The organism is Rhodoferax bucti (assembly GCF_005876985.1).
Lineage (GTDB): Bacteria > Pseudomonadota > Gammaproteobacteria > Burkholderiales > Burkholderiaceae_C > Allorhodoferax > Allorhodoferax bucti.
The window spans coordinates 1,174,354-1,190,067 of record NZ_VAHD01000001.1 but is presented as its reverse complement, the minus strand read 5'-3'; the positions used below and the strand labels follow the sequence as shown (position 1 = coordinate 1,190,067).

Sequence of the window (15,714 nt, the reverse complement as noted above, 5' to 3'; positions counted from 1 at the left end):
AGGAACCCCATGAAGCACTCCCTTGTGCGGGCCCTGCTCGCCCTCTCGCTGCTCGCCCCCCTGGCCAGCCAGGCCCAGAAAATCGGCCTAGCCATGGCGGAGCAGGATGCGTTTTTGTCGCTGCTCAAAAACGGCGTGCAGGTGGCCAGCAGCCGCAGCGGTGCCTCGGTGGTGGCGGAAAACGCCCGCTCCGACAAGACCGCCCAGCTCAACCAGATTGAAAGCCTGATTGCCCAGAAGGTGGAAGCGCTCATCGTGGTGCCGGTGGACACCAGCGCCACCCAGCGCATCACCGGCATGGCGATGAATGCGGGCATTCCGCTGGTGTACGTCAACCGCAAGCCGGTGGACTTTGAGCAGCTGCCGCCCGGTGCGGTGTTTGTGGGCTCGGACGAAAAAGTCTCCGGCACCTTGCAAGCCCGCGAAATCTGCCGTCTGATGAATGGCCGCGGCCAGGTGCTGGTGCTGATGGGCGACCTCTCCAACGAAGCCGCCCGCACCCGCACGCAGGATGTGGAGGACGTGCTGGCCGCCGCCCCCTGCACCGGCATCAAAGTGCATGACAAGCGCATCGGCAAATGGGAACGCGAGCGGGCCCGGCTGATCACCGGCAACGTGCTGGCCGCCAGCAAACTCTCAGGCAAAAAAATCGACGCCATCATTGCCAACAACGACGAAATGGCCCTAGGTGCGATTACCGCCCTGAAAGCCGCCCAGCAGTGGACGCCGGACTTCATCGTTGGCGGCATCGATGCCACCCCCGACGCTTTGCACAGCATGCGCGAGGGCGAGCTCAAAGTCACCGTGTTGCAGAACGCCGATGCCCAGGGCGCCAAGGCCGTCGAGTCCGCCTTGCGCCTGCTGCGCAAGCAAACGGTGCAGCGCTTTGTGGACGTGCCGTTTGAGCTGGTGACGCCCGCCAACCTGTCCAAATACCTGTCTAAGAACTGAGAGCACTACCCAGGGTGGGGGCACCACAGCGCGGGACCACCGGCCTCGTCATATTCCTGCAACGCGTAGCGGGCACTATGGGTGGCAATACCACTTTGGAGTGCCTGGGGCATGTCTTCTCCTGAACAACGGGTGCACACCCGCGCCATCTTTTTCCGCTTGGGCAGCGGCAGCCACGCAGAAACCTACTTTGCCTTTCGCGATGCCGACAAGCCCGATGCGATTGCCGCGCTGGTGCTGGACGTGAGCGAAGGCGGCATTCAAATCTTGTCGCAAGCGGGTTCGCAGCTGACCGGCAAGTCTTTCCGGCTGGAGCTGCATGTGCGCGGCGCGCAGGGCTTTCAAACCATGGACGGCGGCGAGATTCAGTGGGTCTGGTCCCGCCCCGAAGGCATTTACACCCGCAGCGGCTTCGTGGCGCGGGCCGAAGGCCACACCCTGAGCGACCTGATGCAAGGCCTGCCACTGGAGGGTGAGCACGCGGTGCGCTGCGTGCTGCACCCCGTGGGTCAGATGGCGCTGGCCTGAGCGGCCTGCATCGCCGCCACGCGCCGGGCGGCCTGGGTGGCGCCGCCATAACCCCAGTCCGTGGCGGGTAGCTCCCGCACGATCACATAGCTGGCCGGCTCCAGGCCACCTCTGCCGCCCAGCTGCGCGGCCAACTCGGCGTAGGCCTGCGCCACAAAAGCAGACTTTTCTTCCGCCGTATTGGTGCCTTGGGTGATGCTGATCTCCAGCCAGGCGGTGGGCCTCTGGACTTCGTCGCCACCCACATACCAACGCGCGGCGGGTACGTCGTCGACCATCACTGCCGTCACACCGGCTTGCTTGCCGAGGGTGGAGGCGGTGATGCGGGTCAAAGCCTCCGCCAAGGCGCGGTAGCGGTTGGGGTTTTGCAGCGGTGACACTTTGAGGTGCAAGGTGGGCATGTCAGGCCTCCAGCGTGTGCCAAGGCTTGCGGCTCAGGCGGCTGTGCGCCCACGCCAGCGCTGCGTGCCAGGCGCAGTGAAAGGCCTCGCGATGCAGGCGGCGGGCTTCGCGCCGTGCCTCGGCATGCAAGCGGGCAAGAGTGGCGGTGTCCAGAGGGGTAGAACGCATGGTGTGCTCCAGGGGTGAATCGATGGTTTGAACTTTATTGATTCATCCACCCCCCGGAAACCTCTAAAAATCCACATTGGTTTTGCATAAATTGCAAAACCAGGCACCTCCACAGACAATTACCCCATGCAATTCCACCTGGATGACATCGCCCTGTTCACCCGCATCGCCCAGCTGGGCACGCTATCGGCGGCAGCACGCGAGCGCAACGTGCCGGTCAGCCAGATCACCCGCGCGCTCACCCGGCTCGAAGCCGCCTGCGGGGTGCGCCTGGTGCACCGCAGCACCCACGGCTTGAGCCTGACCGACGAGGGCGACACCTTGTTGGCCTATGCACAGCGCCTGCTGGACACCACCGCCGAGCTCGACAGCGAACTCAGCGGAAAACTCAGTGGCCCCAGTGGCTGGGTGCGCATCAGCGTGAGCCCGCTGCTGGCGGAGTGCGTCATCGCGCCCGGCCTGACCGGCTTGTACGCGCGCCACCCTGGCTTGCACCTGGACATCAGCGCCGATGACCGCATGGCCGACATGGCGCGCGACGGGATCGACATTGCCGTGCGCACCGGCACCCCGCACAGCGATACGCTGGTGGCCGTCAAACTCGGGGAGCACAGCCGCACCCTGTACGCGGCCCCGGCCTACCTCGCCCGCTGCGGCACGCCCCAGCACCCCGATGCGCTGGCCGGGCACCACCTGATTGCCAACAGCGCCAGCCCCGTGCTCAACCGCTGGCCCCGCGCCCCCGCCAGCGGGCACGACGCCCTGACGGTGCCCGGCCACACCCGCACCGACAACACGGCCATTCTGATGAATCTGGTGCTGCACGGGGTAGGCATCGCCCGCCTCAATGACCTCATGGTGGCCCCCTTGGTACGCACCGGCCAACTGGTGCCACTGCTGCAAGAGCACTTTGACCGCAGCCGCACACCGATTTACGCCGTGATGCTGCAAGAGCGCCACCGCCTGCCCAAAATCCGCGCCTGCACCGACTACTGGCGGGAATGGATTGCCACCATGGCCGAGGGCCATGTGCCGCCAGCAGCGCCCCCGGCGTCTGCCGCCGTTGAATAATCGGGGCATGAGCGAACCCGTGACCCTGATCCCCGTAGACACCCAGACCGGCGAACTGCTGTACCCGCCCCGCCCGCGCAAGCCGGCGGGGCCGACCGCCCGATTCATGTTTTCCCACCCGGCGCATGTGATTGCGCTGGGCTTGGGCTCCGGCCTGTCGCGCATTGCACCCGGCACCTCGGGCACCTTGTGGGCCTGGGTGGCGTTTATTGCGCTCTCGCAGTGGCTGGGCGAATTCGGCTGGGGCGTGCTGATTGCCTTGAGCATTCCGGTGGGTTGGTGGGCCAGCACCGTCACCGCGCGGAATATGGGCGTGCTCGACCCCGGCAATATCGTGATTGATGAGGTGGTGGCCTTCTGGCTGGTGCTCTGGCTGGTCACGCCGACCTCGCTGGTGGGGCAGGCGCTGGCCTTTGGCCTGTTCCGCTACTTCGATGCCGCCAAACCCGGCCCGGTAGGGTGGGCAGACCGGCTCTTCCACGACCTGCAAGCCGACACCGACCGCCACGCCTGGACCAAGGCCGGCTGGGGCATCATGCTCGATGACCTGGTGGCCGCCGGCTGCACTTTGCTGGTGGTGGCGATCTGGAGGTTTGTGTAATGCAGTCGCTATCAAATCAGGAGCTGCTCGCGCATGACTTATGTGCGCTAGCGGCCGATTTGATGCTAAAACACCAGTGGATGCTCGCCACTGCCGAGAGCTGTACCGGAGGCCTGATTGCCGCCACCTGCACCGACCTCGCGGGGTCGAGCGCCTGGTTGGAGCGCGGCTTTGTGACCTACTCCAACGCGGCCAAAACCGAGCTCCTGGGTGTGCCCGCAGCGCTCATTGCCACGCATGGCGCCGTGAGCGAACCCGTTGCGCGGGCCATGGCGAGTGGCGCCTTGCAACACTCCCACGCGCAGGTGGCCCTCTCAGTCACCGGTATTGCCGGCCCCAGCGGCGGCAGCCCGGACAAACCGGTGGGCACTGTCTGGTTCGGCTGGGCCACGCCTGGTGGCGTGTGGAGCGAGGTGCAGCGTTTTGACGGCGACCGCGCCGCCGTGCGCGCTGCTACGGTGCAGCACAGCCTGCAGCGTTTGGTCAACCTGCTGCGCACCCCGGACTAGCGCCCACGGCGCATTCAGCGCCTCTCGCCTCCGCCGCGCGCAGGTTTACCGCTTGCGCTTTTGCAGTGGCTTCTCGGGCGGAGCCGCATTCAAGCGGCAACCGGGCCAACTCAGTTTGTCGGCGTAGGTGGAGGTGCGTTTTAGGGCGCGCAACCCCTGGTTGAAGGCCTTGAGGCGGGCCGCACTCTCGGGCAATTTGTCGCTGAACATCACGTGGGTGGTGAAGTTGGGGGCAAAAAGCCGTGGGTGGGCACGCAGGTCTTGCACTTCGTTGTCCATGAAGTGGTGCTGCATCAGGTAGCACGCCACATTGCGCTCCATGGGCACCACGTCCAGGCGGCCACCGATCAGCAGGCGCAAATTGGCCAAGTCGTCTTGCGCCACCGCCGCGTGCAACACGCCCGACTTTTGCAAGGCCCAAAACTCCGGCGTGTAGGTGTAAGACTGCACGATGCCGATGCGCAGGCCCTTCAAATCCGCCAAGGTCTTCCAGTCAAACGGCGTGGTGGGGAAAGCCGCCTGCCGGTACACCAGCACCCACTGCTCGGTGAGCACGTTGTCGCTGATGAGAAAGCCTTTGTCCCGCTCCGGGTTGCGGCCCCAGTAGGCGGTGCCATCCCACAGGCCGGCGCGGGCTTCTTCCAGCGTGCGGGTCCAGGGTTTGAAGGTGTAGTCCACCTCCATGCCGGCAAACACAAAAGCGTTGCGGATCAGGTCGAGCGCAATACCCTGGTCCGCGCGCTCCTGGGTGGCGTAGGGCGGCAGCTCTCCGGTGGCAAAGCGCAAGGTCGTCGCATGCACCGCTACAGCCGCCCAACCCAACCATAGCGCAGCCACGCAGGTGCGCAGACCTGTCAGCCGGGAAATGTGATGGGAAGCCATGGGCGCGTCAGGGGATGTGGCAACGTTTTACCGGCCATCATAGTGGGGGCAGGGCCCATGCCGGCGCGACAGCACCTGCTTTACAAACAGGATACGCTCAAGCCCTCTCACCACTGCAGGAGCCCCCATGGCCTGGTTTGACGGATTTGAGCAGCGCACGTTCGAGGTCAATGGCGTGCGCATCCACGCACGGGTGCCCACCCACCCGCAAGGCACGCGGTCAGCGCTCTTGCTGCTGCACGGCTTTCCGCAAACCCATGTGCTGTGGCACCGGGTGGCCCGGCAACTGCAGCACGACTTCTACCTGGTCATGCCCGACCTGCGCGGATACGGAGATTCCAGCAAACCCGCGGGCCTGGCCGACCACAGCAACTACAGCAAACGCACCCTGGCCGCCGACATGGTGGCGCTCATGGACGCCCTGGGCGTGGCGCAATTCGGCGTGTGCGGGCACGACCGGGGCGGGCGTGTCGCCCACCGGCTGGCGGTGGACCACCGCGAGCGGGTAAGCCGCCTGTGCGTGATCGACATCGCTCCCACGCTGGACATGTATGCCGCCACCGACTTTGCCTACGCCCGTGCCTACTACCACTGGTTCCACCTGATCCAGCCCACACCCTTGCCGGAAACCATGATTCTCGGCGCGCCCCTGCCCTACCTGCACACCAAGCTGGGCGGCTGGGGCGGCAGCGGCACCGGCTTCATCGAGCCCGAAGCGCTGGCCGAGTACGAGCGCTGCTTTCTGCTGCCCGGCACGGTGCACAGCATGTGCGAGGACTACCGGGCGAGTGCAGGCATCGACCTGGAGCACGACCGGGTGAGCCGCGCCCTGCCCGACGGTGCCGGCCGCATTGCCTGCGACACCCTGGTGCTGTGGGGCGAGCGCGGCGTGGTGCAGCAGCTGTTTAACCCGCTGGCGCTGTGGCAAGCGCAATGCAGCGCCACCGTGCGCGGGGTCGCCCTGCCGGCCGGGCACTTCATCCCCGAAGAGCTGCCAGAGTTGACCGCGCAGCACCTGCGGGAGTTTTTTCATGGATAACGCAGCCCTGCAAGCCACGCTGCCTAGCCTTCCCCCTGGCGGACTCGCAGTGGTGGTGGGCGCCAGCGGCGGCATCGGCGCTGCGCTGCTGCACGCGCTCGAAGCCAGCGGCCTGTTTGCCAAGGTCGTGGGCCTGAGCCGCAGCAATACCCCGACGCTGGACCTGCTGGATGAGCAGAGTATTCAGGCCTGTGCACAGAACGTGCAAGCCCACGGCTTGGCACTGCGCTTGGTGATGGACGCTACGGGTTTTCTGCACAACAGCACCTGGAGCCCCGAGAAAAGCTGGCAGCAGCTGGACCCCGCGCACATGGCGCACAGCTTTGCCGTGAACGCTATCGGCCCGGCCCTGCTCATGAAGCACCTGCTGCCGCTGCTGCCCCGCGAGGGCAAAAGCGTATTTGTCACGCTGTCGGCCAAAGTGGGCAGCATTGGCGACAACCGCCTGGGCGGCTGGTACAGCTACCGCGCCAGCAAAGCCGCGCTCAACCAGCTGGTGCACACCGCCGCCATCGAGCTGCGCCGCAAGCACCCGCAGGCCGTGTGCATTGCGCTGCACCCCGGCACGGTGGACACCGGCCTTTCCACCCCCTTCGCCAAAACCGGGCTGGAGGTGCGCACGCCCGAGCAAGCCGCTCTGCGCCTGCTGGCGGTGCTGGAGGGCTTGACGGCCGCGGACAGTGGCGGCTTTTTCAACCACGATGGCAGCCCGCTGCCGTGGTGACAATCCCGAGCCCCGGCACATAAAACAAAGCCCGCGGGCAGCGGGCTTGGTGGATGTCTAGGCGGGCGTGATCACGCGCCGTGGCATTTTTTGAACTTTTTACCGCTGCCGCAGTGGCAAGGGTCGTTGCGGCCGGGCTCGGCTTCTTTGCGCACGGTTTCCACACGGGGGCCGAAGTTGCGCCAGAGTTCGCGCAGGTCGTACACCGCCCACACAGCATCTGAAAAGTCATTGATCCGCTGCTGGCTCACGCTGGGCGGGCCGTTGTCATCGAACACGGCGATGGTCGGCTCGTCGGTGTCGTCTTCGGTCAGCGCGACGATGGATTGCAGGGCCGCGTCCAGCCACTTTTCGGCTTCTTTGTCGCGCGGAGCGGCCCATTCTTCCGGCCAGGTTTCCACTGCAAACATGAAGCCCAGCGCCCACACCTGCCCGAAGGACGGCAGGTCTTCACCCTCCATGGCGGCGCGGTCGGCTTCGGGCAAGCCGGCGACGGCGCCGCGCACGTCCATCACCTCAGGGTGGTAGGCGTTTTCGTCATCCAGGCCTTTGATCTCCACGGCCAGGCCGCGCACCACGTCGTCCCAGCGGCGGGTCCAGAGCTCCATGAAGCGCGCGGCTTGCGCGGCATCCGCAAAGCCACCGGCCTCGCCGGGCGCGGGCAGCTCCATGTCCAGCAGCACCGGGAAGTATTCCTGCGGTGCAATCGGGCGACGGCAAACGACCAGCGCCGCCATGAAGCCTTCGCAGAACTCCCACTGCGGAATCTCGTCGTGGCGGGTGCGCAGGTCGTCGAGGATGGTGTCGATTTCGTCGAACTCCTGGGGGCTCAGGGTGTGCTCGGGGGTCTCGGAGGCGTCGGCAGACGCGTCATTCGGTAATGTGGTGGTCATAAACTGTGCAGACTGTGCAAATGGGGGAGGCAGGCTGGTATTGTCTCTCCGAAGGAGTCTTCCGACATGCTCAATGCGCTCAACGCCATCTTTCCCATCCGGTACACCGTGTTGGGCCTCAGCATTTTTGCCCTGCTGCTGAGCGTATTCAGCTTGCTGGCGCTCGGGGTGGGGGGGGGCGCGTTTGTGCTGTCCGCCCTGCTCGTGGCCCTAGGCGTGTACGACCTGCGGCAAACCAAACGCTCGATCCTGCGCAACTACCCCATCATCGGGCACCTGCGCTTTATCCTGGAGTTCATCCGGCCGGAAATCCGCCAGTACTTCATTGAGGCAGACAACGAGGCCACCCCCTTCTCCCGCGCCCAGCGCTCGCTGGTGTACCAGCGCGCCAAGGGCGAGCCGGACAAGCGCCCCTTCGGCACCCAGCTCGATGTGCATGCCGAGGGCTACGAATGGGTCAACCACTCAGTAGCACCCACCAAAATCGGCTCGCACGACTTTCGGGTGACCATTGGCGAGCACACGGCCCAGCCCTACTCGGCCAGCGTGTTCAACATCTCGGCCATGAGCTTCGGGGCCTTGAGTGCCAACGCCATCCTCGCTCTCAACCAGGGCGCCAAACGCGGCAACTTTGCGCACGATACCGGCGAGGGCTCCATCTCCGTGCACCACCGCGTGCACGGCGGCGACCTGATCTGGGAGGTGGCCTCGGGCTACTTCGGCTGCCGCAACGACGATGGCAGCTTCAACCCCGACAAGTTTGCCGCCAACGCCCGCGAGCCCCAGGTCAAGATGATTGAGCTCAAGCTCAGCCAGGGCGCCAAACCCGGCCACGGTGGCATGCTCCCCGGCCCCAAGGTCACCCCCGAAATTGCCGAGGCGCGTGGTGTGCCGGTGGGTGTGGACTGCATCTCGCCCGCCGCCCACAGTGCGTTTTCCACGCCGATTGAGATGATGCAGTTCATTGCCCGCCTGCGCGAGCTCTCGGGGGGCAAGCCCACCGGCATGAAGCTGTGCATCGGCCACCCGTGGGAATGGTTTGCCATGGTGAAGGCCATGCTGGAGACCGGCATCACCCCTGACTTCATCGTGGTGGACGGGGCCGAGGGCGGCACGGGTGCCGCCCCGCTGGAGTTCACCGACCACGTGGGCGCCCCGGTGCAAGAGGGCTTGCTGCTGGTGCACAACACCCTGCGCGGCGCGGGCTTGCGCGAGCGCATCAAGATCGGTGTGGCCGGAAAGGTGGTGAGCGCCTTTGACATTGCCCGCCTCATGGCGCTGGGGGCCGACTGGTGCAACAGCGCGCGCGGCTTCATGTTTGCGCTGGGCTGCATCCAGGCCCAGCACTGCCACACCGGCCACTGCCCCACCGGCGTGACCACCCAGGACCCGGTGCGCCAGCAAAGCCTGGTGGTGCCCGACAAGGCCGACCGCGTGTACCACTTCCACCAGCAAACCCTGTTTGCCCTCAAGGAGATGGTGCAAGCCGTGGGGGTGCAGCACCCCAACGACATCACGACCCACCACATCGTACGTCGCTCGGGCGACAACAAGGTGCACTCCCTGGCGCAGCTGATGCTCACCCAGTTGCCCAACGGGGCCTTGCTGAACGCCGACATGGCCACCCTGCCGCTCATCTACCGGCATGCCTGGCCCCGTGCGCAGGCGCACAGTTTTGCGCTGGCATTTGACTAGGGCGCTGCCTGCGGGAAACACCCGTTGTAGCCCCCTGCTGGCGCAAGTACATTTGGCGCCAACACCACCAATACGCCAGTTTGCCGACGGCACCCCAGGGACTCCACGCGTGCACATGACACGGTTTTTGCGCCGCTCCATCTTTCTTCTGCTCCTGCAAGGACTGCTACTGCTGGCCAGCCTGCTGCCCCGGGCCGGCACGGCTGCCGAGACAACGCGGGTGTTGATGCTCGCCTCTTACCACCCCGGCATGGCCTGGAGTGACGCTCAAATCGCCGGTGTGCGCGCGGAGCTGGATGGCATGCAGCCCCCCATCGACCTGCAGCTGGAGTTTCTGGACACCAAGCGGGTCGCTCCCAGCGAGCGCTACTACGGGCAGATGGAAGCCTTGCTGCTCACCAAAATAGGCGCACTGCCTCCGGCGGTGATTCTGGTGGCGGATGACGATGCGCTCGACCTGGCCCTGCGGCTGCGCCAGAAATACTTCAAGCGGATGCCCATCCTGTTTTCCGGGGTGGCCATCAGCCGGCGCAAGGCCCTGGAACAGGAAGACAACATCGGCGGTGTGTTTGACGACATCGACGTGGCCGACAGCCTCACGCTCACATTGCAGGCGCTACCCAACACCCGCAAGCTGGTCGTCATCCATGACCAGAGCCGCACGAGTTTGGCCCAGGTGGCGACCGTGCGGGAGGTGCTGCAACGCATGCCGAAGCTGCAGGTGGAGTACCTCACCAACCTGTCTGCCGAAGCCATCCAGGGGCGCCTGGGTCTGCTGGACAACAAGGACCTCGTGTTTGCCCTGCCCTTCAACCGCGATGCGCGTGGCACCGTGTTCACCCACGAAGAGGCGGCCGAGCTATGGGCAGACGCCTCCCTGGCCCCGGTCACCGTGACACGCGATGTCGCCATGCGGCCGGGCATTCTGGGGGGCTTTCTGGTGTCGGGGCGTGAACAAGGCGAAAGCGTGGGGCGCATGGCGCGCTTGCTGATGAGCGGCATCATCGCGTCCCCCTTGCCCCTGGAGTCCAGCCGCAGCCACGCCACCTTCGACTTTGCACAAATGCAGCGCTGGGGCATGGACGTCCAGCGCCTCCCGGCGGATGCAACCATCCTGAACCTGCCCCCCGAGCCCTTTGATGGCCTGCGCCCCCACATGGCGTGGCTGCTGGCGCTGTTTGGCAGCTTGTTGGTCATCATCGGCCTACTGCTGTTCGGCATGCACAGCCGCAAGGTCTCTAGCCGTGCCGTGCGCGAAAGCGAGCGGAAGTACCGGGAGCTGTTTGACCACAGTCCCGACGCCATGGCCGTGCGGGACGCCCTGACCGGCGAGCTGCTGGAGATCAACCCGCGCTTTCAAACCCTGTTCGGCTACACCCCGGAAGAGGCGCGGCAGATCAGCATCCAGGACCTCAGCGCGCCGGACAACCAGTTGAGCCCGGAGCTGGTCCAGGAGCGCATGGCCACCGTTCTCGAGAATGGGTACCACGGCTTTGAGTGGCACCAGCGCCGCAAGGACGGCAGCACCTTCTGGTCCGAAATCTCCATGATGCGGGTGGAAATTGCCGGGCGCACCTGCACCCTGTCCACCGTGCGCGACATCAGCGACCGCAAGCTGGCGGAGCAGCTCGCCCGCGACATGGAATACCGCATCCGGCAGATTTACGAGAACCTGCCGATTGCCGTGTTCGCGATTGACGCCGAGCACCGCGTAACCTTCTGGAACCCCCAGATGACCCGGCTGACCGGCGTCCCCGCCGAAGAAGTGGTGGGCACCAAGGACAGCTGGAGGGGCATTTACTCCACGCCCCGCCCCTGCCTGCTCGATGTGCTGGTAGACGGCGCAAGTGCTGAAGACCTGGAGCGCTACTACCCCGGCCGCTTGCGCCGCAGCGCGGTGGTACCCGGCGCGCTGGAAGGGGAAGACTATTTCACCAGCATGGACCAATCCCGGGGCATGTGGGGCCGCTACTGCGCCGCCCCCTTGCGGGATGCCAGCGGGCGCATCACCGGAGCGATTGAGACCCTGATCGACGTGACCCAGCTCAAGCGCATCCAGACCAACCTGGAAGACCTCAACCGCGAGCTCGAGGCCCGTGTGGAAGCCCGCAACCAGGAACTGCAGCGCGCCATGGGCCAGCTGGTGCAAAGCGAAAAACTGGCGGCGCTGGGCAGCCTGGTGGCCGGTGTGGCCCACGAGCTCAACACCCCCATCGGCAACGTGATGGCAGTGGCCTCGACACTGACGGAAGAAACGGCTTCGTTCAGCGAGAAGCTGCTCTCCGGCGCCGCCCGCCGCTCGGATGTGGAGAAAGGCGCCAAGCGTCTGCTGGAGGCCAGCTTGCTGATCGAACGCAATGCCACCCGCGCCGCCAAGCTCATCAATGATTTCAAGGAAATCGCCGTCGACCAGAGCAGCACCCGGCGCCGCCAATTCAACTTGCAGGCCATGGTGGAAGAGGTGCTGCACACCACGCAACCCGTTTTCAAAGGGCGGGGCGTGCAGATCGACCTGGACATTGAAGACGGCCTGGTGCTGGACAGCTACCCCGGCCCGCTGGAGCAGGTGCTGACCAACTTTTTAACTAACTCGGTGCACCACGGCTTTGATGGCCGGGAGGCGGGGCACATCACCATCCGCGCCTCATCGCGGGACGAGCGGGTGCAACTCCACTACGAGGACAACGGCTGCGGCATTCCCGCCGCCAGCCTGCCGCATATTTTTGAGCCCTTCTACACCACCAAACTCGGGCGGGGCGGCAGCGGGCTGGGCATGTACATCGTCTACAACCTGGTGCACAACGTGTTGGCCGGCAGCATCACCGTCCACAGCGAAGAAGGGCACGGTACCCGGATTGCCCTGGACCTGCCCCGCGTGGCGCCGGCCACGGTGCAAGCGCCCTGAAGGCGCTATCAATTACATAGCTGCTCGCGCAGACGCACCGAGCGCTAGAAGTCTTTTTGCCATGCAAAGCACGGCGTGGTCTTTGCTCAGCACCAAGCAGCGCTGGGCCACGGCCAGGTCGATAAAACGCTGGTCATCCGGGTCTTTGCAGCTGATGGGCGCCTTGGGCGCCACCTCCACCGTGTGCACCCAGGCATCGCGGGCCGCCAACACGGCGTCGGGCGTGAGCTGGTAAAAGGCCAGGCGTTTGGCGATTTGCGGGTAAGCCAACACACGCTCCAGTTCGTCACGCATTGCGGGGGTGGCGATCCAACGGAGCTGCCCCGCCTGCAAAGCGTCCCGCAGTGGCTGGGTGAGCGGGTCCTGGAACACCAACACATCGAGCACGATGTTGGTGTCCAGCACGATGCCGGGCACCTGCTCAGTCATTCGCTTCAGCGGCAGGTTTGGCCAGGCGGCCCTTGACCATGTCGAACTTGAACAAGCGGCACTCCAGCGGCCCGTTCCACATGGGCACGCGGCGCGACTCTTTGAGGCGCATCTTGCCCGGCAGCTTGAGGTCGGGGGTGAGCATCCAGGCGGTCCAGCCGCTGTAATTCTTCTTCCAGTGGCTGGCCAGCTGGTTGAAAAAGTCCACACCGTCATCGGTTTCCGCCAATTCACGGGCGCCGAAGCGGGCCCCCTCGCCCTCGCCGGCCACCCCGCCGATACCGATACGCTCGCCGTAGGGCGGGTTGATCACCATCACGCCACCACCGGTCTCGCTCACATCAATCGGGGGCATACGCTGCAAGGCATCGCCGCCACGGAACTCAATCACATCCGCCACACCGGCGCGCTGGGCGTTGCGCTGCGCAAAGTCGACCATGCGGTGCGAAACATCGCTGCCGTAAATCAAGGCTTTTTGGCCTGGCTCCGGCTTCACCACAGCGTCAGCCGCTTCTTGCTTCATAGCAGCCCATTCCTCGGAACGGAAGGGCTTGTACTTCTCAAACGCAAACCGGCGCAGCGATCCGGCGGCAATGTTGCAGGCAATCTGCGCAGCCTCGATGGCCACGGTGCCGCTGCCGCAGCAGGAGTCGTACAGAGGCAACAAATCGTCATCGCCCGAGGCCCAGCCGCTGGCGGCAATCATGGCGGCGGCCAGCGTTTCCTTCAGCGGCGCGTCGCCCTTGTCTTCGCGCCAACCGCGCTTGAACAGGGGCTCGCCGGACGTGTCGATATAGAGCGAGCAGGCGTCGGTGGTCAGGTGGGCGTAAATGCGCACATCGGGCCACTGGGTGTTCACATCGGGACGCACGCCGTTGGCGACTTCGCGGAAGCGGTCGCACACGGCATCCTTCACCTTGAGGGCGGCAAAGTTCAACGAGGTCAGCGGACTGTGCTGGGCCGTCACCTCAACCTTGATGCTCTCGCGTGGGGTGAACCAGCGCTCCCACGCTACTTGCATGGCGGCGCGGTACAGGTCCTGCTCATTGCGGTACTCGGTGTACGACACCAGCACCAGCACGCGCTGGGCCAAACGGCTGTACAGGTTGAGCAACATCGCATGCGTAAACCCGGTGCGCACCGCCACGCCACCGCGTTGCTTGGTGATGCAGCCGGGTGGCAAGCCGGTGATCTGCAAGATCTCCGGCGCCAGGTATTCCTCCACGCCAGCGGCGCAGGGGAGAAAAAGAGTCAATTGGTTCATAGCGCTTTGCGGAGTGAGGCGGGGGCGATCTTGAGGCCCTCGCGGTATTTGGCCACGGTGCGCCGGGCGCATTCAATGCCCTGCTCTTTGAGCATGTCGGAAATCTGGTTGTCGCTCAAGGGCTTTTTGGGGCTCTCGGAGGCGATGAACTGCTTGATGAGCGCGCGCACCGCGGTGCTGGAGGCATTGCCCCCCGACTCGGTACCCAGGCCGGAGCCGAAGAAGTATTTCAGCTCAAAGGTGCCAAACGGCGTGGCCATGTACTTGGCCGTCGTCACCCGGCTGATGGTGGATTCGTGCAGGCCCAGCTCGTCGGCGATTTCGCGCAGCACCAGCGGGCGCATGGCCAGCTCACCGTGGGTGAAGAAGTTTTTCTGCCGGTCCACAATCGCCGTGCTCACGCGCAAGATGGTGTCAAACCGTTGCTGAATGTTTTTGATGAACCAGCGCGCCTCCTGCAGGCGCTGCTGCAAACCGGCATGACTGGAACTGGCTTTGTGGTTGCGCAGCACGTTGGCGTAAATGTCGTGCACCTTGAGGCGGGGCATCACATCCGGGTTGAGCTGCACCCTGAATTTCGGCATGCCGCCCACCTTGCCGATGGGCACCACCAGCACGTCGGGCACCACGATGTTGCGCTCCACATCCACAAAGCGGCGGCCCGGCTTGGGCTCCAAGCGGCCGATCAGCGCAATCGCCTCGCGCACCAGAGCGTCACTGCCCACACCGGCTTGCACCAGGCGCTTGATGTCACGGCGGGCCAGCAGCTCCATAGGCTGCTGGCAAATAGCCAGCGCCACTTGCAAGGCCTCGATACGGTCCCACTCGCCGTCTTCATCTGCGGTCTTCAGCAAGGCTTGCAGCTGCAGGCGCAGGCATTCGCCCAGGTCCCGAGCGCCCACACCCACCGGCTCCAGGCTGTGCAACAACCCGCGCGCCACGGTGAAGTGGTGCACCAAGTCATGCAACTGCTCTTCATCCGCCGGGTGCAGGCTCTGGGCCAGCTCGGCCAGCGGCTCTTCGAGGTAGCCATCGTCGTTGAGGGATTCGATCAGGAAGCGCAGTGCGGCGGCGTCCTCGGCACTCAGGCGCAGCCCGGCGGCCTGGCGGTGCAAGTACGCCTGCAAGGACTCACCCGAGCGGGCCAGCTCAGTGGCGTCTTTCTGGTCGTCCTCATCGATGTTGTTGGTTTTGGCCTTGGCGTCCACGCCCCACTCCCCGTCGTCCGGGGTCATCTCGGTGGTGCCATCACCTTCCCAGTTGGGCTCGTCGCTGCTGGACAGCGGCGTGGATTCCTCATCATTTGTGCTGCTAGCGCTCGTACTGCTTGCATAGTCAGCTATGGAATTAGGAGCAAAATCACCTTCTTCCGATAGACGATCCCCCTCGCTCACCGGGGCATCTACCGCCTCCAGGCCGAAGTCTTCGCGCTCGGCACGCTCTTCGGTGAGTTCCAGAAACGGGTTTTCGTCCAGCATCTGCTCCACCTCCTGGCTGAGTTCCAGCGTGGAGAGTTGAAGCAAGCGGATGGACTGCTGCAGCTGCGGCGTGAGCGCTAGGTGCTGCGAGACGCGTAAAGACAGCCCTTGCTTCATGCCAAAGCGAGCCTGTTATCGGAGAGAAGGGCAATTTGCCGCCGGGCCGCCCCAAGGC

Annotated in this window: 16 protein-coding genes; 9 read left to right on the top strand and 7 right to left on the bottom strand. The window is 65.0% G+C overall.

Going from position 1 to position 15,714, the window contains the following annotated elements:
* Positions 1-9 precede the first annotated feature (9 nt).
* Together FDM28_RS05735 and FDM28_RS05730 are read left to right on the top strand one after the other, a co-directional pair.
* Positions 10-951, top strand: coding sequence for a substrate-binding domain-containing protein (locus tag FDM28_RS05735; protein WP_138513881.1), 942 nt, complete (start codon positions 10-12; stop codon positions 949-951).
* Between the two features lie 111 nt (positions 952-1,062).
* Complete coding sequence (locus tag FDM28_RS05730; protein ID WP_138513879.1) at positions 1,063-1,479, top strand: hypothetical protein; 417 nt, start codon at positions 1,063-1,065, stop codon at positions 1,477-1,479.
* On the opposite strand, the gene FDM28_RS05725 is transcribed toward FDM28_RS05730, so the two are convergent.
* Together FDM28_RS05725 and FDM28_RS17615 are read right to left on the bottom strand one after the other, a co-directional pair.
* Positions 1,461-1,880, bottom strand: coding sequence for a tautomerase family protein (locus FDM28_RS05725; RefSeq protein ID WP_138513877.1), 420 nt, complete (start codon positions 1,878-1,880; stop codon positions 1,461-1,463). The genes FDM28_RS05730 and FDM28_RS05725 overlap by 19 nt on opposite strands.
* Position 1,881: 1 nt before the next feature.
* Entirely contained in the window at positions 1,882-2,049 is a 168-nt protein-coding gene (locus FDM28_RS17615; protein WP_170211609.1) for a hypothetical protein, read from the bottom strand.
* A 126-nt stretch (positions 2,050-2,175) separates the two neighbouring features.
* Between FDM28_RS17615 and FDM28_RS05720 the strand changes: the two genes are divergently transcribed.
* The 3 genes from FDM28_RS05720 (at position 2,176) to FDM28_RS05710 (ending at position 4,230) form a co-directional block, all read left to right on the top strand.
* A complete protein-coding gene (locus tag FDM28_RS05720) occupies positions 2,176-3,120 on the top strand; it encodes a LysR family transcriptional regulator (RefSeq protein ID WP_138513875.1) in 945 nt (314 codons plus the stop codon).
* A 106-nt stretch (positions 3,121-3,226) separates the two neighbouring features.
* Positions 3,227-3,721: a phosphatidylglycerophosphatase A family protein gene (locus tag FDM28_RS05715; RefSeq protein WP_240791920.1), complete on the top strand. Its 495-nt coding sequence runs from the start codon at positions 3,227-3,229 to the stop codon at positions 3,719-3,721.
* Positions 3,721-4,230 (top strand): CinA family protein, encoded by a 510-nt coding sequence (locus FDM28_RS05710; RefSeq protein ID WP_138513871.1) that lies wholly within the window; start codon positions 3,721-3,723, stop codon positions 4,228-4,230. The genes FDM28_RS05715 and FDM28_RS05710 overlap by 1 nt, the downstream gene beginning before the upstream one ends.
* Before the next feature lie 45 nt (positions 4,231-4,275).
* On the opposite strand, the gene FDM28_RS05705 is transcribed toward FDM28_RS05710, so the two are convergent.
* The gene (locus FDM28_RS05705) at positions 4,276-5,112 is read right to left on the bottom strand and encodes a substrate-binding periplasmic protein (protein WP_138513869.1); all 837 of its coding nucleotides are present in this window, start codon (positions 5,110-5,112) and stop codon (positions 4,276-4,278) included.
* Between the two features lie 127 nt (positions 5,113-5,239).
* Here FDM28_RS05705 and FDM28_RS05700 point away from each other — a divergent pair, with 127 nt between their 5' ends.
* Both FDM28_RS05700 and FDM28_RS05695 read left to right on the top strand, forming a co-directional pair.
* A complete protein-coding gene (locus tag FDM28_RS05700; protein ID WP_138513867.1) occupies positions 5,240-6,151 on the top strand; it encodes an alpha/beta fold hydrolase in 912 nt (303 codons plus the stop codon).
* Positions 6,144-6,875 (top strand): SDR family NAD(P)-dependent oxidoreductase, encoded by a 732-nt coding sequence (locus FDM28_RS05695; RefSeq protein ID WP_138513865.1) that lies wholly within the window; start codon positions 6,144-6,146, stop codon positions 6,873-6,875. Before FDM28_RS05700 ends, FDM28_RS05695 begins: the two co-directional genes overlap by 8 nt.
* A 71-nt stretch (positions 6,876-6,946) precedes the next feature.
* Here FDM28_RS05695 and FDM28_RS05690 read toward each other — a convergent pair whose 3' ends face one another.
* On the bottom strand, positions 6,947-7,768 hold the full coding sequence (locus FDM28_RS05690; protein WP_138513863.1) for a YecA/YgfB family protein: 822 nt from the start codon (positions 7,766-7,768) through the stop codon (positions 6,947-6,949).
* A 66-nt stretch (positions 7,769-7,834) separates the two neighbouring features.
* On the opposite strand from FDM28_RS05690, the gene FDM28_RS05685 reads away from it, so the two are divergent.
* Together FDM28_RS05685 and FDM28_RS05680 are read left to right on the top strand one after the other, a co-directional pair.
* Positions 7,835-9,463, top strand: a complete 1,629-nt coding sequence (locus FDM28_RS05685) for an FMN-binding glutamate synthase family protein (RefSeq protein WP_138513861.1) — start codon at positions 7,835-7,837, stop codon at positions 9,461-9,463.
* A gap of 115 nt (positions 9,464-9,578) precedes the next feature.
* A complete protein-coding gene (locus FDM28_RS05680) occupies positions 9,579-12,368 on the top strand; it encodes a sensor histidine kinase (protein WP_206021914.1) in 2,790 nt (929 codons plus the stop codon).
* 12 nt (positions 12,369-12,380) lie between these two features.
* Here FDM28_RS05680 and FDM28_RS05675 read toward each other — a convergent pair whose 3' ends face one another.
* The 3 genes from FDM28_RS05675 to FDM28_RS05665 are packed head-to-tail and all read right to left on the bottom strand — an operon-like array spanning position 12,381 to position 15,656.
* Positions 12,381-12,797 (bottom strand): putative toxin-antitoxin system toxin component, PIN family, encoded by a 417-nt coding sequence (locus FDM28_RS05675; RefSeq protein WP_138513857.1) that lies wholly within the window; start codon positions 12,795-12,797, stop codon positions 12,381-12,383.
* A complete protein-coding gene (locus FDM28_RS05670) occupies positions 12,790-14,061 on the bottom strand; it encodes a THUMP domain-containing class I SAM-dependent RNA methyltransferase (RefSeq protein ID WP_138513855.1) in 1,272 nt (423 codons plus the stop codon). Before FDM28_RS05670 ends, FDM28_RS05675 begins: the two co-directional genes overlap by 8 nt.
* On the bottom strand, positions 14,058-15,656 hold the full coding sequence (locus FDM28_RS05665; protein WP_138513853.1) for an RNA polymerase factor sigma-54: 1,599 nt from the start codon (positions 15,654-15,656) through the stop codon (positions 14,058-14,060). The genes FDM28_RS05670 and FDM28_RS05665 overlap by 4 nt, the downstream gene beginning before the upstream one ends.
* Positions 15,657-15,714: the final 58 nt, after the last annotated feature.